Origin of the sequence: Fibrobacter sp. UBA3718 (assembly GCF_002371935.1) — a bacterium.
GTDB lineage: Bacteria > Fibrobacterota > Fibrobacteria > Fibrobacterales > Fibrobacteraceae > Fibrobacter.
Genome location: NZ_DFHR01000009.1, coordinates 104,421 through 128,658, shown reverse-complemented (window position 1 = coordinate 128,658; position 24,238 = coordinate 104,421). Strand labels below are relative to the sequence as shown.

Annotated in this window: 12 protein-coding genes; 11 read left to right on the top strand and 1 reads right to left on the bottom strand. The window is 55.8% G+C overall.

Going from position 1 to position 24,238, the window contains the following annotated elements; genetic code table 11:
• Positions 1-73: 73 nt before the first annotated feature.
• Positions 74-1,243, bottom strand: a complete 1,170-nt coding sequence (locus B4A77_RS03040; protein WP_290738186.1) for a hypothetical protein — start codon at positions 1,241-1,243, stop codon at positions 74-76.
• A gap of 124 nt (positions 1,244-1,367) precedes the next feature.
• Between B4A77_RS03040 and B4A77_RS03035 the strand changes: the two genes are divergently transcribed.
• The 11 genes from B4A77_RS03035 (at position 1,368) to B4A77_RS02985 (ending at position 24,228) form a co-directional block, all read left to right on the top strand.
• Complete coding sequence (locus tag B4A77_RS03035; RefSeq protein ID WP_290738183.1) at positions 1,368-8,033, top strand: glycoside hydrolase family 9 protein; 6,666 nt, start codon at positions 1,368-1,370, stop codon at positions 8,031-8,033.
• Positions 8,034-8,094: 61 nt separating this feature from the next.
• Positions 8,095-13,893 (top strand): glycoside hydrolase family 9 protein, encoded by a 5,799-nt coding sequence (locus B4A77_RS03030; RefSeq protein WP_290738180.1) that lies wholly within the window; start codon positions 8,095-8,097, stop codon positions 13,891-13,893.
• A 24-nt stretch (positions 13,894-13,917) separates the two neighbouring features.
• A complete protein-coding gene (locus B4A77_RS03025) occupies positions 13,918-16,296 on the top strand; it encodes a PAS domain-containing sensor histidine kinase (protein WP_173382122.1) in 2,379 nt (792 codons plus the stop codon).
• Entirely contained in the window at positions 16,281-16,655 is a 375-nt protein-coding gene (locus B4A77_RS03020; RefSeq protein ID WP_290729936.1) for a response regulator transcription factor, read from the top strand. The genes B4A77_RS03025 and B4A77_RS03020 overlap by 16 nt, the downstream gene beginning before the upstream one ends.
• 3 nt (positions 16,656-16,658) lie before the next feature.
• The gene (locus tag B4A77_RS03015) at positions 16,659-18,146 is read left to right on the top strand and encodes a sigma-54 dependent transcriptional regulator (RefSeq protein ID WP_290729934.1); all 1,488 of its coding nucleotides are present in this window, start codon (positions 16,659-16,661) and stop codon (positions 18,144-18,146) included.
• Positions 18,147-18,872 (top strand): pseudouridine synthase, encoded by a 726-nt coding sequence (locus B4A77_RS03010; protein ID WP_290738176.1) that lies wholly within the window; start codon positions 18,147-18,149, stop codon positions 18,870-18,872.
• A gap of 1 nt (position 18,873) precedes the next feature.
• Complete coding sequence (locus B4A77_RS03005) at positions 18,874-19,701, top strand: metallophosphoesterase (RefSeq protein ID WP_290725992.1); 828 nt, start codon at positions 18,874-18,876, stop codon at positions 19,699-19,701.
• Between the two features lie 54 nt (positions 19,702-19,755).
• Positions 19,756-20,769 carry a quinolinate synthase NadA gene (gene nadA, locus B4A77_RS03000; RefSeq protein WP_173364968.1) on the top strand — a complete coding sequence of 338 codons (1,014 nt, stop codon included), beginning with the start codon at positions 19,756-19,758 and terminating at the stop codon, positions 20,767-20,769.
• A gap of 2 nt (positions 20,770-20,771) precedes the next feature.
• Complete coding sequence (locus tag B4A77_RS02995; protein WP_290738172.1) at positions 20,772-21,434, top strand: hypothetical protein; 663 nt, start codon at positions 20,772-20,774, stop codon at positions 21,432-21,434.
• Positions 21,435-21,493: 59 nt separating this feature from the next.
• Positions 21,494-22,669, top strand: a complete 1,176-nt coding sequence (locus tag B4A77_RS02990; RefSeq protein WP_290738169.1) for a DUF6588 family protein — start codon at positions 21,494-21,496, stop codon at positions 22,667-22,669.
• 26 nt (positions 22,670-22,695) lie between these two features.
• Entirely contained in the window at positions 22,696-24,228 is a 1,533-nt protein-coding gene (locus tag B4A77_RS02985) for a carbon starvation CstA family protein (protein ID WP_290738166.1), read from the top strand.
• The last annotated feature ends 10 nt before the right edge of the window (positions 24,229-24,238 follow it).

The following is a 24,238-nucleotide window of genomic DNA, read 5'->3' as shown; positions in this document are numbered from 1 at the left end:
GGTGGTTTTCGGTTTATACAAGAAGGCCGCGGTCACAAGAACCACGGCCTTCGTTAAATGAGTTTGCCGCCTTCTAGTTGGGCGATACCATGCAAAGCGCGGTGACCGTTGCCTCGATGGAGAACTTCTTGCCAGGCGCGCAGCTGTTGCCGGGATTGAAGTAACCGATGTTGTCGACCTGGTTTCCGTCCACGGTAATCTTGAGGGACATGTAATCGGCTCCAACCTTGGGCACGCAAGAAAGGTTGCAGTTTGCCTTCGCAGTATTCGGAACCAGGGCGGTAATCGGGGACTGCGCCGGAATGAACATGGAATCCGGGAGACTCGCGCGGTTGGTCTCGCCATACTGCGGACTGTTGACATCGGCAACGATGAGCACTAGGTCCACCGATTCGGGGTCAAGCACAGTCACGCCGTCGCACTGGTAAGTTTGCGTGGTCCTGTCATCGTTGGTCACGGCAACCATGGGGGCAACCTTCTGCTTGTGCATCGAAGCTTCTGCAGACAAAGTAGCACTCGTCCCCGAACCAGAAATCGTCCCGAGCGTCGAAGTCCAGGCATACCCGGTGATGTTCGCATCGGATTCCGCCTCGACGGTCCACGTAATCGTTTCGCCCGCCTTGGCTGTTTCCTTGTCGGCCTTGCAGGAATTGATAGTAATAGGAATGCCCTGCACCTGTAGGGGATCACAAACGACATCTGCACCATCGACGTTCAGCGTTGCCGTGTAAGTTCCGGACTGCTCATACGAGACATCCACGGAATTCATCCCATTCCCCTGCACCGTCTTGTTCAGTTCGGGGAATTTCCATACAAACGGAGCCATGATGGCATCAAAGACATCGCCACCTTCACGATAGAACGACCACGTCGCCATGCCACCCTTCTCAATGATGGGGGTCTTGGGACCGCAGCTTCCGGAAACTTTGAGAGACGGCTCGTTCAGAACCTCTTCAGAAGACTCCGTCGCCGTCTTGGAAGATGACGAGGCAACGGGCTTGGATGCCTGCGAGGAGGACGAAGACGGCTTTGAGGCAGCCGACGAGGAAGAGGTTCCTCCCTCCTGGGAGAGCTTGCTTTCGGAAGACACCGCAGGAGGGTCGTCGGGCAACTGGCTAGACGGTTCCTTGGGACCTGCCACCTCGTCTCCACAAGCGGAAAGACCGAACAGCGACAATCCGGAAACGAACAGCGCCGAAGCAGGAATGTAAAAAAATCTTTTCTTTAAAAAAGAGGATGTCATACTTTGAAATATATAAAAAAAAGCCCGAATGAGTAGTTTTTTTTGATACACTTTTTTTCAACCGCGTTAAAAATGTCTATTTTCTAGATGGGATTGTTGTGAGTACTTTTTTAAGGGAGGCTATATGCCGTTTTTCCTAGTAGCAGGATTGCTTCTGGCATCTCTGACTTTTGCTGCGGTTGACCAAGAACAACCGACACCCTATGACTTGATTCGTCCGATATGGCCCATGAAGTGGGATACTGCCGCCACAGACAACGGCGGTACAGTCGAGAGTTTCAGCAAGTATACTCCGAACCCCCGCAAGCACAATACCGTGCCCCCCGTCGGATCCATGCCCCAAGACTTTGTTCCAAACGGAATCATTCCCGACTCGTTGAACCAAGCTTTCCGTGACGCACAGAACCTCCGTATCGGCCGTATCCGTATCAACCAGGCGGGCTACCTGCCCGAAGACCCGGAAAAGCAGTTCTATTATGTATCCGCAGGCAACTGTAGCGAAAAATTCTCCGTTGTCGATTTGGAAGGGAACGAAGTCTTTACTGGCGGAACCTTTACCAACTCCGGCAAGTCCACCGGGTCCAGTTGGGACATCAAGGCAGGAACTGACGCCGCGACGAACAACCAAGGGCGCTACACGGCCAAGGCCATAGGTCCCGAGGGCAAGGTTTGTATCGGCCAACTGAGCCAGGCGGCCGGACTCGACATGAACAAGCGCTACCGCGTCAAGGTGCTGAGCCAGTATTCCGCTACCTTTATTATTAGCGACAAGGTCTACTCGATGGTCCGCGATGCGACCCTCAAGTTCTATGGTATCAACCGTTCCGGCAATTCGGAATCCTGGTTCCACAAGCCGAGCCACACCAAAGACGGCAGCGGCAAGTTCGTAAAGGGTGTCGGCGCCGTCACAGGCTTCACTCCAGAAGAGGGCGCACTGCAGGGCGGCTGGTACGACTGCGGTGACCACCTGAAGGAATCCCAGACCCAGGCCTACGCATTCATGGTGCTTGCCGTGATGGCGGCATCGAGCCCGGAACGCGACGAGGACCACTACGCCTACAACATGGGCGAAACCATCAATACCGACGGTATTCCCGACATTCTGCGCGAAGCCAAGCACGGTGCCGACTTCTTTTTGCGCGCCTACCGTTTTGCAAATGGCGTCATCGACAATATGGCCGTCTCCGTAGGAAACTTTGGCGCCGACCACGGATGGTGGGGACGCCCCGAAAACCAGGATGCGCTGCCCACGACATTGACCGGTCGCGGAGGTCCGCATGAACGTGACATCCGCCTCGGCGAACTGGGTTCCAACATTTCGGGCCAGATCGCGGCGGGCCTCGCCATTTTGAGCAAGGAATACGCAACATACGACAAGCCCTTTGCTGACAGCTGCCTTGTCGTGGCCGAAAAGATGTACGATTTCGCCAAGAACCTGAAGCTCAAGGAAAAGAGCCTTGGCCCCGGAACCTACGACGGCGGAAAGGCCTATGTGCACAATACGAAGGCCGACGGCTGGTCGAGCCCGGCCTACAACGGCAACAACGAGTCGCACGACGACCTCGCCATTGCGGCCATTGCGCTTCACTTCGCCACCTACGAAAAGACCGGCAAGATGGACTACCTGAACGACGCCGTGGAAGATACGCAAATTGGTGTCCCGCAGGAAGCCTCGACCGGGTTCTTCCATGGCGGCTGGATGGCCTGGAACCGCGACGGCATGAGGAAGTCGAGCAAGAATACGAGCTGGGCGAACGCCTACACCTACACGCTCTACGGCTTCTATAAGATGCTTTTGCGCGACAAGGAAACGGGCCTCAAGTACGGCATCGACGACAAGACCCGCCTGACCTACGCCGAAAATGTCGCCTTGATTCTCGGCACCAACATCAGCTACCTGAGCGGAAGCGGTTCCCAGAGCATTACTATCCCGACCCTGAACGGCCCGACCCCTGTTTCGTTCGGAGACCTGTGGTACAACATGCAGACCGACCAGACCTGGATTTACAACCGCTACCAGGCGGGCAACATTTTCGAAGTACTCGCCTATTCCGACGTGACCAAGGATTTGGAAGGAATCAACCTGCCGCAGAAGGGCATGCAGAACTGGAACTCCGCAGAGATGAAACAGCTGGGCATCAACCAGCTGAACTACATGCTCGGCGTGAACCCCTGGGATGTTTCCTTCTTGCTGGGCGTGGGCGACAAGAACGACGCCCACCCGCACCACCGTGCATCGAACCCCGAAGGCAAGAACATGCCGGGTGCTGGCTACAAGTACAACCCGCCCACGGGCGCCCTGTTCGGCGGCGTGACCCCCGGCGTCGAGAACGCCTGGTCGCCCTCGACGCTCAGCTGGGAAGACTACCACCTTTCCGAAACCTGTATCGACGCTACGGCCATGTTCGTGGCTTCGAGCGCCGTTGCCGTCCGCGAAGAAGACCGCAACCGCGCCCCCTCCCAGATTAACGTGGAAATCCGTTACGTGGGCTACGATTCTGCCATCGTAAAGATTTCCCAGGACATGCGCGGCCCCGCCATGATCCTCTACAGCACCAGTGAAACCGGTCCGTTCAACATTCCCGCGAAGGATACCGTCAACAGCGTAAAGCACGAGATCCACCTGACGGGGCTCCAGAACGGCACAACCTACTACTTCAAGGTCATCGCGATTAACATCAGGAGCGAAGCGTACGCCACCAAGTGGCTCGTCGACAGCACCACGACCCCGTTCTCGTTCACGACCCTCGTGAGCCCGCCGGCCCCGGCCGACATCCAGAACGTGAAGGTCTGCAACCTGAGTTCCGACAGCGCCGAAATCATGTGGTACACACCCAACGGCCAGTACGAATCCAAGGTCTACTGGGATACGACACTCACGAGCTACGACAAGATGACCTGTCCCACGACCCCGAGGGGCACCTGCGACATCGACGGCAACGCGGACGTTTCGGGAATCCCGACCAGCTTCCACTACGTGAAGATTGGCAAGCTCAAGGAAAAGACGACCTACTACTACTGCGTAGAAAGCAACGGGGTGCAGCGCTGCACCGACGACAACGGCATGCCGCTCAAGTTTACTACTCCCGTGACGCACTACGACTTCGACGTAAGCGTGTACCAGTACGAGTTCGGCGGGATGGACTTCTTGAACCTGAACCTCACCAACAACGAGGACCGCGCGTTCAACGAACTGACCCTTAGATTCTACGTGACAGCAAAGCCCGAAGAAATCGAGGCCGTCCCCGGCCAGAACAACCAACCGGGAACCTGCCCCCTGCTGGTGGATTCCGACATTTGCCAGGCCTATGACGAAGCGGGCTTCAACAGGCCCTGCGTGAACGAAAGAGGCGAGAATGTCGACGATTCCATACGCTACTACCTGAGACATGCCGTGCCGGTAAAACTTGAAGACACCTACAACCCGGCAACGGGCGAATACGACTGGTACATCCCGATTCCGCTGGGCGGCACGACCATCAAATCGTCATCGCGCATGCGTATCGACATCGGTTTCTCCAGCGGCATTTACCAGAACAACATGTGCGAAACGCTCCGCACTCCGGGCAAGAAGCGCCTCGTGACCGGCGGCAACTCTCCCGACTGGTCTTGGGCGGCCCACAAGCGCGACGATGACGGGGCCGACTACGATGGCGTTCCCGCATGGGAAAAGGACCAGGGCGACTTCGAGCAGGCACCTGTCAACCCCTACATCGTAGTCTACCGCAAGGACGAGTTCATATCGGGTTTCAGCCCCTCCTACAAGGAAATGACCACCAAGCGCGCCCACTACGACATGACCGTAGCGTTCGACGCTCCGTTCAACGTATCCAACGGTTCCTATGTGCGAATCGACACGGCGACAAGCGTCATGCACCTGCGCGGCACGGCACTGATTTCGGAAAGCGGCTACGTGAACAGCATCTGGGTGAACGGCGTGGCGCTCACCAAGGAACAACTCGCGAAGGCGGCCGTCTACAACTACGAGACCGGCAAGTTCGACCTGGACATCCCGGCCAAGATGACCATCGGCACCAACAAGGTGGACGTGACCGTGTTCGCGGGTCCGAACCCCGAATGTGCTGAATGCCAAGAAAATGGCGGATGCGCGTTCGTGAACCGCACCTACTACGTGCAGTTCAGCAAGGGCGACCGCACCCAGGGCTCGCTGCTGCTTGTACAGAAGGACGGGAACTCGGTAACGAGCCCCGCCAAGACAGACGGTTCCCTCCAGTTCCAGATTCAGCTGCGCGACAAGGACAGCCGCAACAACGAGACTATGCCCGTGAAGGTTTTCAATTCGCGCACCGGGGACTCTATCGAAGTCATTCTCAGGCGCGATAACGAGGCCCTGGGCTACTTCTCCGGCGACTGGCTCAAGGCAAGTTCGAGCGAAGACGCCTACCCCAACATCCACTTCCTCGGTGGCGACACCATCTGGGTCAAGTACCAAGACCCGGCCGACGAAGAAGAACGCGACTCCGTCTGGTTCTACTCGCAGCCGACCCGGCCCGACCCCAAGAAGGCTCTCATTACAAGCGAAGTCTGCTCCATGACCGGCGCACCCGTAAATGACATGAGCCTCAATATCGAATTCAGCGGAAGCCAGTTCGATGGCACCAAGATTATCCTCGACAGCGTGATGGTCTCGCTCGATTCCTCCGCGACATTCGCAGGCAATTCCTTCGTGCTGACTCCGTCTTCCACCGTGACGGGTGCGACAGCCTCCTTCCCCCTTTCCGACTCACTCGTCAGCATCGCGAACCCGAAGGGTAACGTCACCGTCTACTTGCGCGAAAACGGGAAGGCCCAGACGGCGACCGTAGCCATTACCGACGCCATCAAGCCGAAGCTCGTGAGCGTTTCCATTCTGGAAAACGAGAACCACGAAAACGAACGCGACACACTCAAGGTTTCATTCTCGGAACCTATCAACCTAGGTTCAAAGACGGAATGGCCCCTTGAGGTTTACGACGGCACATCCGAAGTCGTGCAGGCCGGCATCCGCGTCATTTCGGCAACATCCAGCGACGACGGCAAGAGCTGGCTCTATGTCATCGAAGGCAACACGAACGGGAACCTGATCAAGCCCGGGTTCCGCACACAAATTGCCGGATCCTTCCAGGTGAACGACATGTCCACTAACGCGCTCGCCTCCTGCGAACCGATTACGGTGACAGAATCGACCCGACCTGTACCCGTGCATTACGCAAGGATCTTCGATGTCGAAGGCGACGGCCAGCCCGACTCCATCTACATCGAGTTCGTGAAACTGCTCCGCGACAAGAACATTCCCGACACGATCGACGTGTACTGGGGCAGCCCCGCCGTCTACACGCCGTTCACCACGCCCGCCGGCGGATGGGCCCTCGATACGGTCTATGGCGAAAAGACTCCTGTCGCCATAACAAAGCTGGACTCTGCCAACGGAACCTGGATAAAGGGAACCGTCAAGAAGACCTGCATCAGTTTCAAGGACGTGACGACCTACGTCACAGACACAGTTTTCACCTGCACCTACCTCGATGCGGAACAGACCGTTGTCGACCAATGCACGGTTGACCATATCGACACGCTTTCTTCTACAGTCTCGCAGAAATGCGACCAGTACCAGACATCGCAGGATTCTACGTTCATTCCGAAAATTGACACCGTGGGCTGGGACTCGGCACAGACCGAGCATAGCGCCATCAGGATTGCGATTCCGGACGGCCTGTACAAGAACATGACCTACGGTTCTAGTGGCGGCAACGGAGCTATCCTCCCGCGCAAGGGATCTCTCGAAAGCCTGCTGGATGCAACACGGGCAACGCTCATCGACAACTGCCCGCCCATCATCATAAAGGCGACCAAGAGTTCCGTAAGCTCTTACGAGTTCCTCGAGGCGACCATGTCTGAACCGCTACAGAGCATCGACAACCCAGTCCTCGAATACATCGAAAGGAAGCGCGGCTCGCAGGAAGGAATCTACCTCAAGCCAATCTCGGTGACCACGAAGAACGAGACCAAGGAGACGTTTGGCTACACGGACGAATCCGAAGGCGCCGTCCGCGTGGGCGACTTCATCAGGCTCGTGCCTCTCAAGGAACTTTCTCGCTACAAGGACAAGGCGGGCAACTACCCCACCATCAACAACCCGTGGGTTATCGTTGGTGGTGATGCTGCCGAAAAGACGAAGTTCAAGGTGACGCTCGCAAGCAATATCACCACTCCGTCCAAGGAAATGCCCTACGCCGATGTCCCCGTGAAGGAAGGCGACATCTTCCGCATCACCGTCAAGAACTCGAACGGGACGGAAACCCTGCTCAACCTGAACGACAATAAGCTCTCGGCGACCGCCATCGTGCTTGACACCAATACCTACAAGCATGCGGGCCCGCAGTTCTTCGTGGATATCACCATGCCGTCGGCTCTCCAGACCGACGACTTCGGCAAGCCTATCTTCGATTTCGACATCCGCTTCACGATGAACGTCTACGACAACCTCGGGCAGTTCATCGCGAACCAAGATATCCGAATCGACCTCGACGACATCGGTCGCGACAAGATTTCGGAAGACGGCGTGCTGCACCTGAACCTCGAATGGCTTGCGCCCAACGGTTCCCCGGCAAGCAAGACCGGCCGCAGGCTCGGCACTGGTGCCTACATTGCGAAGTTCGATTTTGAATCCAAGGCAACCTACGTTGCGGAATCCGGTTCGGGAGATGACCTCGACTACGAAAAGGGCGACGTCATCAAGGCGAATGACAACACGACGAAGACCTTCGGTTTCAAACGAGCCAAGAAGTGACGCCTCGTGCTGAACAATTATCTTAGGAAGAGAATTTGACATGACGTATTTGAAAAGACTGTTGGCTGTTTTGTTTATACTGGGAGATGCGCTGTGCGTGAACGCCATGGAGCAGCTTCCGGTAATCGACCGTACCGACAAGGTCCACGAGCGTCGATACCTCGACTCGCTGAACGTGTACAACCGTAGGCCTATCCGTTTGAACCAAAGCGGATTTAGGCCCCAGGATTACAAGTACGCCTATGTCGCCGACCCGACGAACATGACCTTCAAGGTAATCGACGCGAATACCAACACGGAAGTTTCGAACGGCAGCCTTTCTCTTATCAAGCAGAACGCCGTAAAGCCCAATATCTGGATCAATGGCGCCTTCAATTCCATCGCAAGCGTGTACGAATTCGGGTCTCTGGATTCCATAAGTTCTGCCAGAGAAAACCTGTACCGAGCGGACTTCACGACGCTTACCTCCATGGGAGAATACTACCTTGTTGTCGGGAACGACACCTCGGCCCACTTCCTTATCCACCCATCGATATTCAACGCCATTCTGGAAAAATCGCTGATGTTCTTTGGCATCCAGCGATGCGGCGACACCAAGTCGCATTTCCACGGGGCATGCCACCTGAAGGACGGTTCTGCAATCGGGCACGACCTCACCGGCGGATGGCACGACTGCGGAGACCACTTCAAGGTCTCGGAAACCCTGGGCTACGCGGCGTATGTGCTTTCAATGGTCTACCTCACCTATCAGGACAAGGCCGAAGACCGCTACGGCAATTCCTATGCGGATACCGTGTTCACCGACGGCATTCCCGACATCCTCTACGAAGCAAAAATCGGAACGGACTACATTCTCAAGCTTTACAACGCATCCAAGGCGGACGGCGTGATTGCCCAAGGCGACATGTACCATTCCGTGGGCGTCGCCGATCCTGACCATGCGTACTGGGACAGGCCTGAACGCCAGGACGCACAATCCCCGGCCAAGGGAGGCCCCGACCGCGATGTAACCAAGAAAATCGGTGCCAATACCGCGGGTATCTTCGCCGCTGCGCTTGCAAACGTGGCCGTCGGATACAAGGTCTACGATGCCGCCTATTCGGATTCCCTTCTCGCTGCGGCAGAAGACATCTACAAGAACGTTTTCAAGGTTGCCTATGCAGAAAAGCGCATTACGAGCGGCAATTACTACAACCAGTTCTATACGGGTGGTGGCCCCCTGAACGACGACGGCGCCGCAGCCGCATTCGCCCTCTGGTATGCCACCAAGGATACGACCTACCAATACGACCTTTACAAGAACCCGGCCATATACAACAACGCAAATTCCTACAGGTACAACCTCGACTACTTCAAGGGCGGATTCCTCGGGAATCCAAGCGGATTTACGCCGGGCGGCTGGGCGACAGACTACCAGAACGTCCATTCGTATGTGCTTTTTGCGATGCAGCGGTTGATTTTGAACAGCCCGACGATTTCTGCGGAATACGGCCTTAGCGAACTGGAACGCGACACCCTCTCGATGCGAACCATGGCGACGTTCAGGAAACTGATCGATGTAAGTACCAACGAGGGCGACTCCCTGGTGCTCACCAACCCTGGCATTGGCAGCGGCGACCCGCACGAAGGCCCAAGCAACCTGCACGTAATCACCCCGTATAACCTGGTGTGGACCAGCTTTGACTGGGGCGTGATGCGCTACAACATGGGAACCGCCGTTTCCATTTTCTTGATGTACGAACTCACCGGCGACGAGCGCTATCTGAAAGTGGCACTCGACAACATGTACTTCATTCTGGGCGCAAACCCGTGGGATATTTCATTCCTTATGGGAACCGGGGACAAGAACCCGCAACACCCCCACAACCGCGCCTCGAACCCCGACGGCTACAACGCAGGCGGCATGCCGTACGACTATAAATGCCCCGTAGGCGCCCTGATGGGAGCCCGCGACCCGAACAAGACACTGATCGAAGACTGGAGCAAATACACCTCGACCGAAACCTGCATCGACTTCACGGCGCAGTTCCTGTTCCCGGCCCAGAGCCTTGCCCAGACTCTCCCGCCCGACATGGATGGTCCGCTGTTCAGCAACATCGCCGGCACACCGATTTCGGACACCGAAGCCATCGTGAGCTGGGACGCCAACGAAGTCGCACTCGTAACCGTATTCTACAGCGAAGTTCCCGACGAGACAACCGTCAAGTCCGTTCAACAGAACACGGCCACAAAGGGCGGGGCTGTCACACTCACCGGGCTCACCCCGGGGAAGACCTACTACTTCTTCCTCGAAGGCATGGACACGAGAAGGAATCTCACAACCGACAACAATCACGGCCAGTGGTACAAGTTCACCATGACCCCTGCCACGACATCCATCAGCGGGGTCACCATCTGCCAAGTCGACAACCGGAGCGCAAAGATTTACTGGTGGTCTAGCGACCGCATGAATGGAGTCGTGAATTTCGGAACGGCTCCGGGAGCCTACACCCAGTCCAAAGCGGCAGAAGGCGGCGCAGTCCTCTTCCACGAAGCGACGCTCACCAACCTTCAGGCTGGCACCAAGTACTACTTCTCCGTATCTTCGGGAGCCACGACGTCAAGCGAATTCTCTTTCACGACCGAAGAATACGCCACGACAGTCGAGATGGACATCTACGTGAAGCCTCTCAACAAGAACGGTTGCTCCAGCAGTTCCGACTGGAAGCAATGCAACACCTTCCTGGTGATTGTCACAAACAGGGATACGATGCCATACCAGGATCTCGACCTGAGATTCTATTTCCCGGTCGCCGTCACCGGAGGCAGCGACAACAGGTCCATTTGGGACGGAACGGGGCAATCGGTCGGATGGCCCACGATGAATTTCGAAGCCCCCGTAGCCTATACGGCAACGACACCGAGCGGAACGACCGAAAGCGGATATTACACGCAGGTCCATATCGAAGGCAACCTCGCCGTTTCCGGCAGCTACTTCTTTGAATTCAAGGTTCAGCCCTCCTACGGAAGCCTGGAAAACAGCTGGTCCTTCAGGCCACATACGGGCTCCGACGATCCAGAAATGTTCGAAGGCATAGACCTGACCCGAGGCCCCTTGTACAAGGAAGAATCCAATTCCACCATGTACATCGAAACCATAAATGGTGTAAAGGAAAAGGCGTTCCGAAAGACTCCTTACGTCACAGCCTACTATCACGGCAAGTATATCTACGGCTACGCCCCGGACTACTCGCCCGAAACGGGACCGCAGCTCAACCGTACCATAACGCTCAATTTCGACAGCCCGTTCGTATCTCCGCACTACTCCGTGGAACAGGAAGACTACGGCGCCACCTACAGCGGCACGAGCAAGGTGACTCCGACCGGCATGCTCGACGAATTCGAGATGAACGGCAGTTCCTATTTCAACCACACGGCATACGATCCGGCAAACCGCAAAGACGCCTTCCAGTTCAAAATCGACACGACACTTGTCTACGGCAACAACTACATGGAATGGGTCAGCTGGCACAACCGTGCGGCAAACCAGAACGGCAGCTATGACTGCGCCTGCGCCTTTGTCCGCAGCAACGTGGAAATCGACTCAATCATGGTTCCTCCTGAAATCCGCCACCTGAAATTTACCGTCGACACGGTGCACGCCTATACCGGGAAAATGGTCAAGGTCAAGTTGCAGCTTCTGGACAGCAACATGGCGCTACTCAACGTAGACCCCATAAGCGTTCTCCTTTCTTCGGAAACGGGATTCGCAAAATTCTACACGTCCCTCAATTCAACGATTCCCGTCGAAAAAATCGACATCATCAAGGGCGAAGCCGAATTCTACCTTTCTTCTGACAAGGCGACAACGACTATCTTGAAGGCCATCGGGAACAACACCTCCAAATTCAACTATATTCCCGCAAAGGCAGTGCTCATCATCGAAGACCTGCCGCCATGGCCCATCATCGAAGATGCGAAGATGGTCGACTCCGACTGCGACGACATTCCCGACGCGTTCAATATTACGCTTTCGAACGAATACATCACGGCCGAGAACCAGTCGTTCAATTCCATCAAGTTCGTGTACGGCAGAGATACCATCACCAGCACCAACCTGATTTCGCAGAACGGCAAGGACATCGTCGTGGGCGCAAACCTCACGGGCGCCACCGTGAACACAAACCCCGAAGGAAGCATCACGCTTGTGAGCAACACGAAGGACGGCAAGAAGGAATCGGTCGACTTCTACAAGGATGGCATTCCACCCAACCTGGTATCGGTTTCTGTGTTGGAACGCCTGCCCGAAGCCACAAGCGATTTCGTCTACATCCAGTTCAGCGAACCTGTGAAGGAACCTTCACCCGAATGGCCTCTCCGGATAGATCACAACGACATTGCGGCCCACGTGAAAGGCGTCAAACCCTACAACAAGGACTTGAACATTTGGGAATTCGAAATTGACTTCGACGCCGGAGGCGGTTCGCTCGTCAAGGAAGGCATGAAGGCGGAGCTGGCGCCGACAGCCACCATCCGCGACCTCGCCGGTAACGGAATCGGCCCCTGCACCCCGAAGGTTGTCGACGTTCTCCTGAAGATCCGTCCGATTCCCATGACTTATGCAAGCATCTCCGACTTGAACCAGGACGGGCTTGCCGAACACGTCGACATCAGGTTCTCGCAGACGGTCGATTCGAAGCACTTCCCGGATTCCATCTCCATCATCTTCGGCAGCGCCGCCCCCGAGACGCTCGTCGTCCGCAAGACGCAATTCCAGCTGAACACGGACCAGATGTCAAGTTCGTTCGACCTCGTGATTCCTTTTGCGCTCGGCAACACCAACGGAAACTTCGAAGGGCTTCTGAACGGCCGCGAAGTCGAAGGCGCGGGCATGATTATCGAACACCTGGGTGACGGTGCCGCCTACGAGACGGAATCCGTGCTTGCCGAAGACCTGGCGGGCCCTGTGTTCGTATCGGCTTCGCTCTCTTCTTCCAATACCTACGAAGTGCTAAACGTATACATAAGCGAGCCGCTCGTCATCGTCGATTCCGCAGCGATCCTCTACGTGCGCGAACGCGGCAACATGAACATCGCGAAAATAGACATTGCCGGATTCGGGCTCCCCTCGGGCAAGACCATGCTGAACGCGCTCTACACCGCCGACGCCGTGGCCGCGGTCATGGAAGGCGACCGTATCAATTTTGCGCCCAATACGGCAAGCGCATTCGCGGACAAGAACGGCAACCGCCCCGCCGAACGCAATCCAAAGGTGACCGTCGGCGGCGAAGGCAAGCCGAAGATCAAGTTCGATATCCACCTCGAAAAGCAGGTTGCCGACATCAGCTCGCAGGCCGCTTCGCTCATCAATTCTACAAAGACGTTGAACCTCTACATTGTCAATCCGAGCAACCACAAACTTGACCGCATCGAAAACGGAGTTGTCGTAGAAACCGGAATAGACACAACAGTCACTCCGCTCACCGGCGTCGTCTGGACCATGGACCTGACCGTCCCGCGTGGCGGAGCGCTGAACGAGCCGGCCTACTGGAGAAGCCTCAAGGTCAAATACAACATTCCCATCTACACGAATCTCGGAAGCTACGTGAACCGCGCTTCCGGCACCTACACCGTCAATTCCGACGAATACTTCTCCACGAACAACAAGGTGACATTCTTTGTAGAATGGGTCAACTCGCCTGCCGGAGGCGTAAAGTCACAGCAGGGCCGGGCCGTCGGAACGGGAGCCTATATTTACAAGGCCGAACTGGAATGCAAGTTCCTTCCCAACCCGGATCTGGACATGAAAACGAAGGAACGCTTCGACACGTCGAATTCTTACGACAAGACGGAGACCTTCGGAATCAAGCGGACAAAGTAAAAACGTAGCGACAGGTTGACAGACATGCCGGAAATTCTCTATTCAAGTTCCCCCATCAGCACCATCCTGTCGGCTATCGCCCTTCTGCTCACCTTCCTGATTCCCTACATGCTGGGACAGAAGGTGCGCATCAAGCAGTTCCCGAAGCCCATCTACCAGCTGCTACTCATCTGCGTCCACTGGAATACCGGCAGCCTTATCGGGAACATGTTCTTCAGCGGTCCAAATATCGGAATCGGCGCAAAGATTACGTTCGGCCTTCAGGCAATCGCCTGGGTCCAGCTCGGAAACGCCGTCTACCACATTTGCGAACAGAACCTCACCATCAAGCGTTCAAACTTCTGGAGGCTCCTCAACGCCATCGGCGGTGCAAGCGCTATCGCCGTCACGGTTATCTTCTGCATCAAGCCTTCCATTATCACGGATTTTTCCGTCTTTGGCATGAGGCCGTTCCACAAGTATCCCTTCTTTATTTCCTATTCCATCCTGTTCTTCCTTTTCGTGTTCCCGGAAACGATGCTTTCGCTATACAAGATGCTCCGCAGCAGCATGCAGACCAGCGACAAGGACGCCGCACAAATCCGGTTCTACATGGTGGCAAGTTTCATCTTCTTCGTCGTCATCTCGTTCTTCATGGATTTTCTCATTCCCATCTCGTTCTCGTTCAACGTAGACGGGCACTTCCCCGTGTTCCTGCAATGGCACCAGTATTCGACAGTCATACTCACGATCCTCTGCTGCCAGTACTTCACATCCATCTCTTTCAAGAACAAGAGTTCACATTGGCTTCTCAAGAACCTTGAAGCGCAGCTGAGCGATTCCACCATCCATTTTCTTCCCGACGGAAAAATAGTCGACAGCAACCCGGCCGCTCAGCTTCTTTTTAAGAAATCCGAATCCGAAATGAACCTCTGCCGTATCCAGGACCTCATCCCGGACATCAAATACGACATCGAAATCCGTGAAGAAACCAAGGACGTCGTCATCAACGACGAGCGCCACACGTTCTTCATTTCGCTTTTCAAAGTTCGGGTGACCCTCACCACCTACATGTGGATGATACTGCTCAGCGACCAATCCAACTCGCTCATCTACAGGCAGCGAATCGAATCATACAACAAGCAGTTCGCCGACTACAAGCAGGATCTCATCCGCTACCAGGACCGCCTCGACAGTTCCGAGAAAAAATTCAAGGAGCAGAACAACCTGAGTCTTGCCCTCATCAACGCACTTCCCTTCCAGTTCTGGTCCAAAAACGAGCAGGGCGTCTACATGACCCAGAACATCACGGACATCAAGCACCGCGGCAACCAGATCCAGACGACGGATAATTCCGACAAGATTTCAAGCTACGAGAAACAGGCCCGCGAACTCGGGATTCCCAGCATCTACACAAGCTACGAGGACGAAGACCACAACGAGATTAGCGAAGAAGAGGCCAACAACCGGATCCACAACCACAAGACCATTTTCATTTACAGGAACCAGTTCATCCCCATCATCGCGAACCAGAAGCCCTACAAGATTATCGGGCTCAAGCAGGATCTGACCGAGCAGCGCAGGCTCGAACGCGAAAGGGACCTGCTGCGAGAACAGAAGAACATCCACTCGAGACTCGAAGAACTCGGAACCATGTGCGGCGCCTTCGCCCACGACTACAAGAACATCCTCGGTTCGCAAATCGGCTTCAGCGAACTCGCGCAGGAAATCCTCGTGAGCATCCCCGAAGACGCCGTGCCCAAGAAGGAATACGAGAAACTCGGCAAGGTAAACAGCTTCATCGCCGAAGCGACAAAGGCGGCGAACCGCGCCAAGGACTCCCTGAACGAAATGCTGAACGCCCTGCGCGAAAAGACGACAACCGCACCCGAAGCCATGGTGTTCTCGCCCTTCCTCATCATCGAGGATGTCGTAAAGAAGCTCCAGCTGACGCTCCCCTCGAACATCCACATTTCCACCGAAATCGTAGATCCCGACCTCAAGATAAGCGGATTGCCCGCCGCCCTCGACCGAATCCTGACAAACCTCGCGAACAACGCCATCTTCGCGATGAAGTCTACCGGCGGGACACTCACGTTCAGACTCGAACGCGAAACGCTGAAAAACACGCTCGTTCTCCCCTTCTCGGACGCCATCGAAAAGGGAACTTATGCGAAATTCACCATCGCCGACACGGGGACGGGAATGGATTCCGGGACGCTCGAGCGCATCTTTTCGCCGTTTTTCACCACCAAGGCACCGGGAGAAGGGCTCGGACTCGGCCTTTCTTCGGCTCTCAGGCTCCTAAAAGAGGGCAAAGCGCATTTCACAGTGCAAACAACATTAGGCGAAGGCACGAAATTTAATCTATATTGGGATATAGCAAACGATCAACCGGAGAATGCATCATGTCCACCATCCTGATCATTGACGACGACGAGCAGTTCAACCTGATGATGAAGACAGCCCTCGAAGCCAAGGGCTACGAAGTGGAAACTGCGAGCAACGGCAGGGACGCCAAGGTGCTCTACCAGAACAAGAAATACGATGTCATCGTTACCGACATCATCATGCCGGACGTCGATGGCTACGAAGTCATCCTGGACCTCCGCCGTATGGGCTTGGGAGACAGGACAATCGCAGTCAGCGCAGGCGGACGTACCGCTGCGGACGACTACCTGATTACCGCCAAGCATTTCGATGTCGCGGCCACATTCAACAAGCCCTTCGAACTGCAGCCCTTCCGCGAAAAGATTGAAGAAATCATAAAGAGCCATCAGTAACCGATGCCGATGAATATCCTGATTGCCGACTCCGACAAGGAGTTTATCAGCGACATTCGACGTTCGTGGACTTTGCCCGACACAGAGCTAGCCTTCTGTGACGATAAGAACAATTTGATGCCGCTGGTCAAGGCCGCGCCCATAGACCTCGCCTTCATCGAGGTCCCGTTCCTTACGCTCGACAACATGGACATGGTGAGCTATCTCAAGGAACGCAAGCCCGGTATCGAGATTTTTGTCCTCTGCGACAACAAGAACTGGCCCGGGGCCACAAGCGCTATCAACCGCGGTGCGAACAGTTTCATCATGAAACCCGCAACCGTGGAGCAGCTTGAAGACACCACCAAAAAAATCCAGACTCTCCGCCAGAACAAGACGACCAACCAGCTGATGGAGTCGCAGGTGCTGGACAGCCTCCTGGGCGACACCCCCGAAATGAGGAAAATCCTCAAGACGGCATACAAGATTGCGCCCACTACGAGCACGGTCCTCATCACGGGCGAATCCGGTTCGGGCAAGGAGTTCCTCGCAAACGTCATCCACCGCTACAGCAAGCGGGCAAGCGATCCGTTCGTGGCAGTCAACTGCGGGGCGATACCCGAGAACCTGGTGGAAAGCGAGCTGTTCGGCGCCAAGAAAGGCTCCTATACGGGTTCCACCGTAGACAAGAAAGGTTTGTTCGAATCCGCGAACGGCGGCACGCTGTTCCTTGACGAAGTGGGCGAACTTTCCGCCGCGACCCAGGTGAAGCTTTTGCGCTTCTTGCAGAATCACGAAATCCGCCGCGTAGGCGAAACCGAAGCGCGCTACCTAGACGTACGCATCATCGCCGCCACCAACCGCGATTTGCAGGCCGCCATGGAAGAAGGCATCTTCCGCGAAGACCTCTACTACAGGCTCAACACGTTCCACCTCTCGCTTCCGCCCCTAAGGGAACGCCGTCCGCTTATCCCCACGCTCGTAAAATACTTCATCCTGAAGTACAAGGAAACCCACGGCAAGGACATCCACGACGTGGAGCCCGCCGCACAATACGCGCTCGCGAAATACCCTTACCCCGGCAACATCCGTGAACTCGAAAACATCGTGGAGCATGCGATAGTCCTTTCCGAGAACGGAGTCATCCGCCTGGAGGACTTGCCCGAAAACGTGCAGGAAGAAGCCCGCGAAAAAACAGTCGCCATTCCGCACATGAAGGATGGCATAGGCAACGAAGCTACGGAGGACTCGCCAAACCCGTCCAATACGGGTCTCGCCATTTCGTATGCGGATTCCACCTCCAGGCAACCGCCCCAAAGTACCGCAGACTCTTCCGACGGCCCCGACGAGATCCTCTCGCTCGAAGAGATGGAACGCAGGCACATCCTGCGTGCGCTGAGCGTCTGCAACGGCAACCGCACGGAAGTCTGCAAGCGCCTCGGAATCAGCCGCGCGACCCTTTGGCGCAAACTGAAAGAACTCAAGATCCAGATGGACGGCGAGGAAGCCTAGATGCGAATCAACAAGTTTATTTCCCTGTGCGGAATCGCAAGCCGCCGCGCAGCCGATACGTTAATGCAGGAAAGGCGCGTGCAAGTGAACGGAGAAACGATTACCGACCTCGGACACCAGGTAGACGAGATTTCGGACACCGTGACCGTCGACGGCAAAAAGGCAACCCTTCCCAAAAAGACAAAGGTCATCGCCTTCCACAAGCCTGCCGGATGCGTCTGCACCAAGGACGACCCGCAAGGCCGCCGCACCGTCTATGACTACCTGCCTCCCGGCTACCAGGGATTCAAGTACGTGGGGCGACTCGACCTGCAGAGCCGCGGCCTGCTGCTGTTTACCGACGACGGTGAACTCCTGCACAGGCTCACGCACCCGAGCTACGAAATTCCGCGCAGCTACTATGTGTGGACGACCCGTCCGCTTTCCGAATCTGCCGCGCAGAAGCTCGTCGACGGAGTCGACATCCGCGACCCCGACGATCCCGAAGCAACCGAGGAAATCGCTTTTGCGACCGACGTGTATCTCGAAAACGGATTTGCGGAGCTCGTGCTCATCGAGGGCAAGAACCGCGAAATCCGCCGCATGATGCGAGCCGTCGGCTACGAAATCCGCGACCTCAAGCGCGTAAGCTATAGCCACATCCAGCTAGGCGACCTGCCCGCAGGCGAATTCCGTGAGCTGACCGCCGACGAGATGAACAAGCTCAAGCAGGCGGTTCACCTGTAGCATGAAGCGGACCCTCTACATCGGCGACGTGCACGGCTGTGCCGACGAGCTCGAGCGCATCATCGACGCATTCGGATTCGTCCGCGAAAATGATACTTTGTACCAAACGGGCGACATCATCAACAAGGGCCCCGACATGTGGCGTGCCATGCAGATGGTCCTCAAGCTCGGCATATTGACAGTGCGAGGCAACCACGAGGAGCACCTCATCCGCATGATGGATTCTCCCGAAGAAACCTGGACCGAGAAACAAAAAAAACGTTTCAGGGCTCTCCCGCTCGAACAGTGGGAGTTCATCCGCGACACCGTGAAAAACTGGCCCCTGTGGCGCGACACGCCGCACGCGCTCCTTGTGCATGCGGGGCTCGAACCGGGAAAGGCGCGACTCGAGGACATGAGTCCCGAAGTGCTGCTCTCCATCCGCAACTGGAATGACAAGCCATGGTTCGAGCAGGTGAAATGGGATAAGACCGTCGTGTTCGGACACTGGGCGAAGATGGGATTCGTAAACCGTCCCGGATTTATCGGCCTCGATTCCGGCTGTTGCTACGGCAAGTGCCTTACCGCCTGGTGCCCCGAAGAGGACAAGTTCTACACCGTCCCCGCCGCCCGCGAATACACGCCGGTGAAGGACAAGGCGAAGGAATCCGAAAACGCACCGTGCAAGGTGCTGGGAGACAGTTCCCCCGAATCGGTCCCGCCGCGGACCTTCGACGAAATCAAGTCGAAAATCGAAAACGGAGACATCGCCCCCGGCAAGGATTCGCCCGAGGACGAAAAAATCCGCAAGGCGAGCCCCTCCATCAGCGCGGAATGGGCCGGATACTGACCCATGGCCGCAAGAGGCCTCCCTATTTTTTTATTTTTGGCGCGGAGATTTCCCATGACGACAGACGAACTCTACAACCGACTCAAGTCCATCCAGCCCGGAGCCGTGCTCTGCACCTACACCAAGGAAAAATGCGAGCAGATGCTCCCGCTGATCAACGAAATCAACGAGCGCAAAAAAGACCAGGATACGGTCATCCTCGCGCACAGCTACGTGGCCCCCGAAATCATCCTCGGCGTCGCCGACTACAATGGCGACAGCTTTAAGCTGAGCGAGGATGCGACCAAGGTGACGCAGAAGACCATCCTGTTTTCTGCCGTGCGCTTCATGGGCGAAACAGCCAAGATTCTCAACCCCGAAAAGGACGTGCTCATCCCGGGTCCGCTCACCGGATGCAGCCTCGCCGACTCCATCACCGGAGAAGAAGTCAGGGAACTCCGCAAAAAATATCCGGAACACACATTCGTCTGCTACATCAACACGACCGCCGACGTGAAGGCCGCCTGCGACGTGTGCGTCACGAGTGGAAACGTGATGAAGATTATCGAGAGGCTCCCGACGGACAAGATCGTTTTCGTCCCCGACAGGCTCATGGGCCAAAACATCCAGGCCGACCTCGACAAGCGCGGTATCAAGAAAGAAATCGTTTTGCACAACGGCTGCTGCTACGTGCACGAGACCTACGATTCCGAACTTATCGACTTTTTCCGCAGCCAGAATCCTGGGCTCAAAGTGGTAAGCCATCCCGAATGCCACCCGGGTGTCGCCCTCCTGAGCGACTACGTCGGAAGCACGGGACAAATGGTGAACTACATCAAGGAACAGCCCGACGAGACCCCGTTCCTGTTGCTCACCGAATGCGGCCTCAACGCCCGCATGCAATACGAGCATCCGAAAAAGCGCTTTATCGGCAGCTGCAGCATGTGCAAGTACATGAAGAGCAACTCGCTCGAAAACATCCTTGAGACGCTCCGCCATCCCGAAAAGGCCGAGCATGTCGAGCTTGACGAATCGGTTCGCGTTGCCGCCAAGAAGTGCATCGACGCCATGTTCTACTACGCAAAATAATCATGAAGAAACTCGTTGCCATTTTGATTCTGCTCGTCGGCGTCTCCGCCTTCGCGGATGGAGACTGGCCGCGTTCATATTTTGTAAGCGCGGGCATCGGAGCAGTCGCATCCAAAGGCGACTTCAACAACCGCGTTATTTCGATGAAGGACACATTGGGGCAAAAGGAAATTGTCCACGCTCCGGCACTCGAGTTTCTCGCGAACCCCGACTTCACCATCGGCGCGAACATCCGCGAATTCACGCTCACGTTCAACTTTCAAATCTGGGAATCCGAACAGACGCTCAACGGATTCCCCGATGAAACCCACAAGGAAAGCAGCCTCCTCTGGCGAATCAGCATGGAGTTCATCTACAACTTCTTCTGGCCGGAGTTTTTCCAGGTGGGAGTCGGGGCTTCGTATTCCTACACCGCAGTAACCACCGAAAATTCGGTTTTCATAGGCGAAGACGCTTACGATGCCGAATTCATGGGATCCGGTATCGGGCTTATCGCAAATATCAAGTATTTTATTTCAGATAACATTGCAATGGTTCCGTTCATCAAAATCTACGAAAACTGGTTCAAGAATGTCTACACCAAGGAAAGCGAACTTTGCGATCTCGATTCCTACATGTGGCAGACATTCGTTTTTGTCGGAATGAACGTCCAATATCAGTTTTAAGTCTCCAATCCGGATTCACCGTTGCCCGACATCTCGCTTTTAGCTAGATTTGGCGGCGTATGAAAACGTTTGCCAAGTACACAATCGCAATTCTCCTAGGGGCCGCATCCATCGCATCTGCTGCAGACGGCGAAGGCTGGGCAACTATCTACGAATCAATCGCCGCGTTCGAAAACCGCCCCGGTGGAGATTCACGCATATTCAACCGTCCCGGTTACGTAAAGCCCATCATCGAGAATCTGGGCAACGTGCTCAACAGCAACTGGTATGTAAGCGCAAATGTGCCGCAGAGCCTCGCCTTCGAATTCGGATTGCCGATTGCCCTCATCCCCATCAACGACGAAGACCGCACTTTCAAGGAGAAGGACGCTCTCGGCCAGACGCGCGATGTGCCCACGATTTTCGGAAGCAACTGGGACAAGACCGCAGACCCGCTGAATACGAACAATTTCGTTTACGGTAACGAGACCCTGAACGGTCTCGGAGTCTTCACCTACCCTTACCTGCAACTCGGAGTCAGCATGTTCCATGCCCGTGCCGTCGTTCGCGGGATGTGGCTCCCCGCCATCAGCGAATTGCGCGGGTTCAGCCTGCTCGGTTTCGGCCTGCAGTACAGCGTTGGCAGGTGGTTCCAGTACATGCTCCCGAAGGCGGCCCAGGGCCTCGACGTGAGCCTCGTCTTCGGATACAACTCCAGCAGCATCAGCTACAAGCCCAAGGATTATACCGGACAGCTCGATCTTGACATTTCGGCGACAACATTCGATGTAGTCATCGGATACAAGCCCTTCAATTTCTTCGAAGTCATGATGACGCTCGGCTACCAGTCCGCGACCATGGAATCTTCCGGCAAGCTGACCTGCCAGGCGAAGGACGCTTTCGGTAATCCTTCCGCATACTACGGCCAGACCCTCAACCCGAACATTTCTGTCGAAGGCAATAACGGATTCAAGTTCGGCATCGCGATTGCTCTCCAGCTCGGCAAGAGCTTCCATCCGGTCGCAGGATTCGATTATGCGGGCAAGTCGAGCTTCACGACGAATATTCTCTACCTGCGCCAGCAATTCGGCGAAGACAAGACGCCGGATGAGATTGCGAAGGACAAGGGCTACGTGCGCGGAGCAAAGAACGAAGAGAAGGCAAACGAGACTGCAGAAAAGGACGCAGCCACAAAAGAAGCAAGCGATGACGCCCAACAGGAACTGAGCCAGGAAGCCGAGCAGTCCGAAGAATAGATTTTTAACAAACAAGAAGGCATAACATGATTACATTCCTTATCGGTGTCGCCATACTGATTGGCGGATACTTTACCTACGGAAAGTTTGTCGAACATGTCTTCGGCCCTGACGACCGCAAGACTCCGGCACTCGCTAACCCCGACGGCGTTGACCGCGTCCCGATGAAGCACTGGAAGAACATGCTCATCCAGCTTCTGAACATCGCGGGTATCGGCCCTGTCATCGGCGTGATTCTCGGCATCAAGTTCGGAGCCATCGTGTTCATCATCCTCCCGCTGGGTAACGTATTGGGCGGTGCGGTACACGACTACTTCAGCGGCATGATAAGCATGCGCAACAACGGCTACAACGTGCCGGCACTTTCGCGCAAGTTCCTGGGCAAGGGCCCCTCGAAGGTGGTGATGGCGCTCATTTCCGTGGCGCTCATCCTCGTGGGAGCTGTGTTCACTAACACGCCGGCGCAGCTCATCAACACGCCCATCATCGCGGGCTCCGCAGTCTCCCCCACGCTCTTCTGGGTAGCGGTCGGCGTGATTTTCGCCTACTACTTCGCAAGCACATTCTTCCCCATCGACAAGATTATCGGCCGCATCTACCCGATTTTCGGCGGCTTGCTCATTCTCGCCTCCCTCGGAATCATGATCGGCATCGCGCCGCACCTCAATGTGCTTAGCGAATTCAACCTCTCTGACATCGCCTCGAACTTCACACAGCATCCGGCACACCAGCCCATTATCCCGATGCTCTTCGTGACGATTGCCTGCGGCATCATCAGCGGATTCCATAGCACGCAGAGCCCGCTCGTGGCCCGCACCGAAGTGACCGAGAAGACTGGCCGCCAGACGTTCTACGGCATGATGATTATCGAAGGCCTCATCGGCATGATCTGGGCCGCGGGCGGCATGTTCATCTACCACATGCAACCCGAGCTCATGGCGGCAGGCGGCGTGAAGGTACTGAGCGTTCTCGTCTCTACCGTCATCCCGTTCGCCCCGATTTCCATCCTCGTGGTGGTGGGTGTCATCATCCTTGCGATTACGAGCGGCGACACGAGCCTGCGTAGCCTTCGCCTCACGATTTCGGAACTCTTCGGCATCGACCAGACCGACCCGAAGAAGCGCCTGCTCCTTACCGTGCCGATGTTCGCCATCTGCCTCGTGATTATCTTCTGGAGCAACCTGAACCCGCAGGGCTTCAACATCCTGTGGAACTACTTCAGCTGGAGCAACCAGCTCATGGCCGTGTGCAGCCTGTGCGTAGCAACAGTTTACCTCCGCAGCAAAAAGAAGAACTACGTGATTGCGCTTATCCCGTGCATGTTCATGGCGTTCATCTGCTTCGATTACATCCTGTGGGTGAGCCCCGAAAACCTGAAGGGCGCCCCGCTCGGATTCGGGCTTGACTACAAGACAGCCCTCGTGCTCGCCATCGAAAATGCTGCCGTGCTCGGCGCGCTCCTGTGCCTGCGCGGCAAGAAGCTCGCCTCCAACAAGCAGTTCGACCCCGACAAGTGGGATAGCGAAATCGACAAGAAGAACGACTACGAGCCGGAATAAGGAGTTCTAG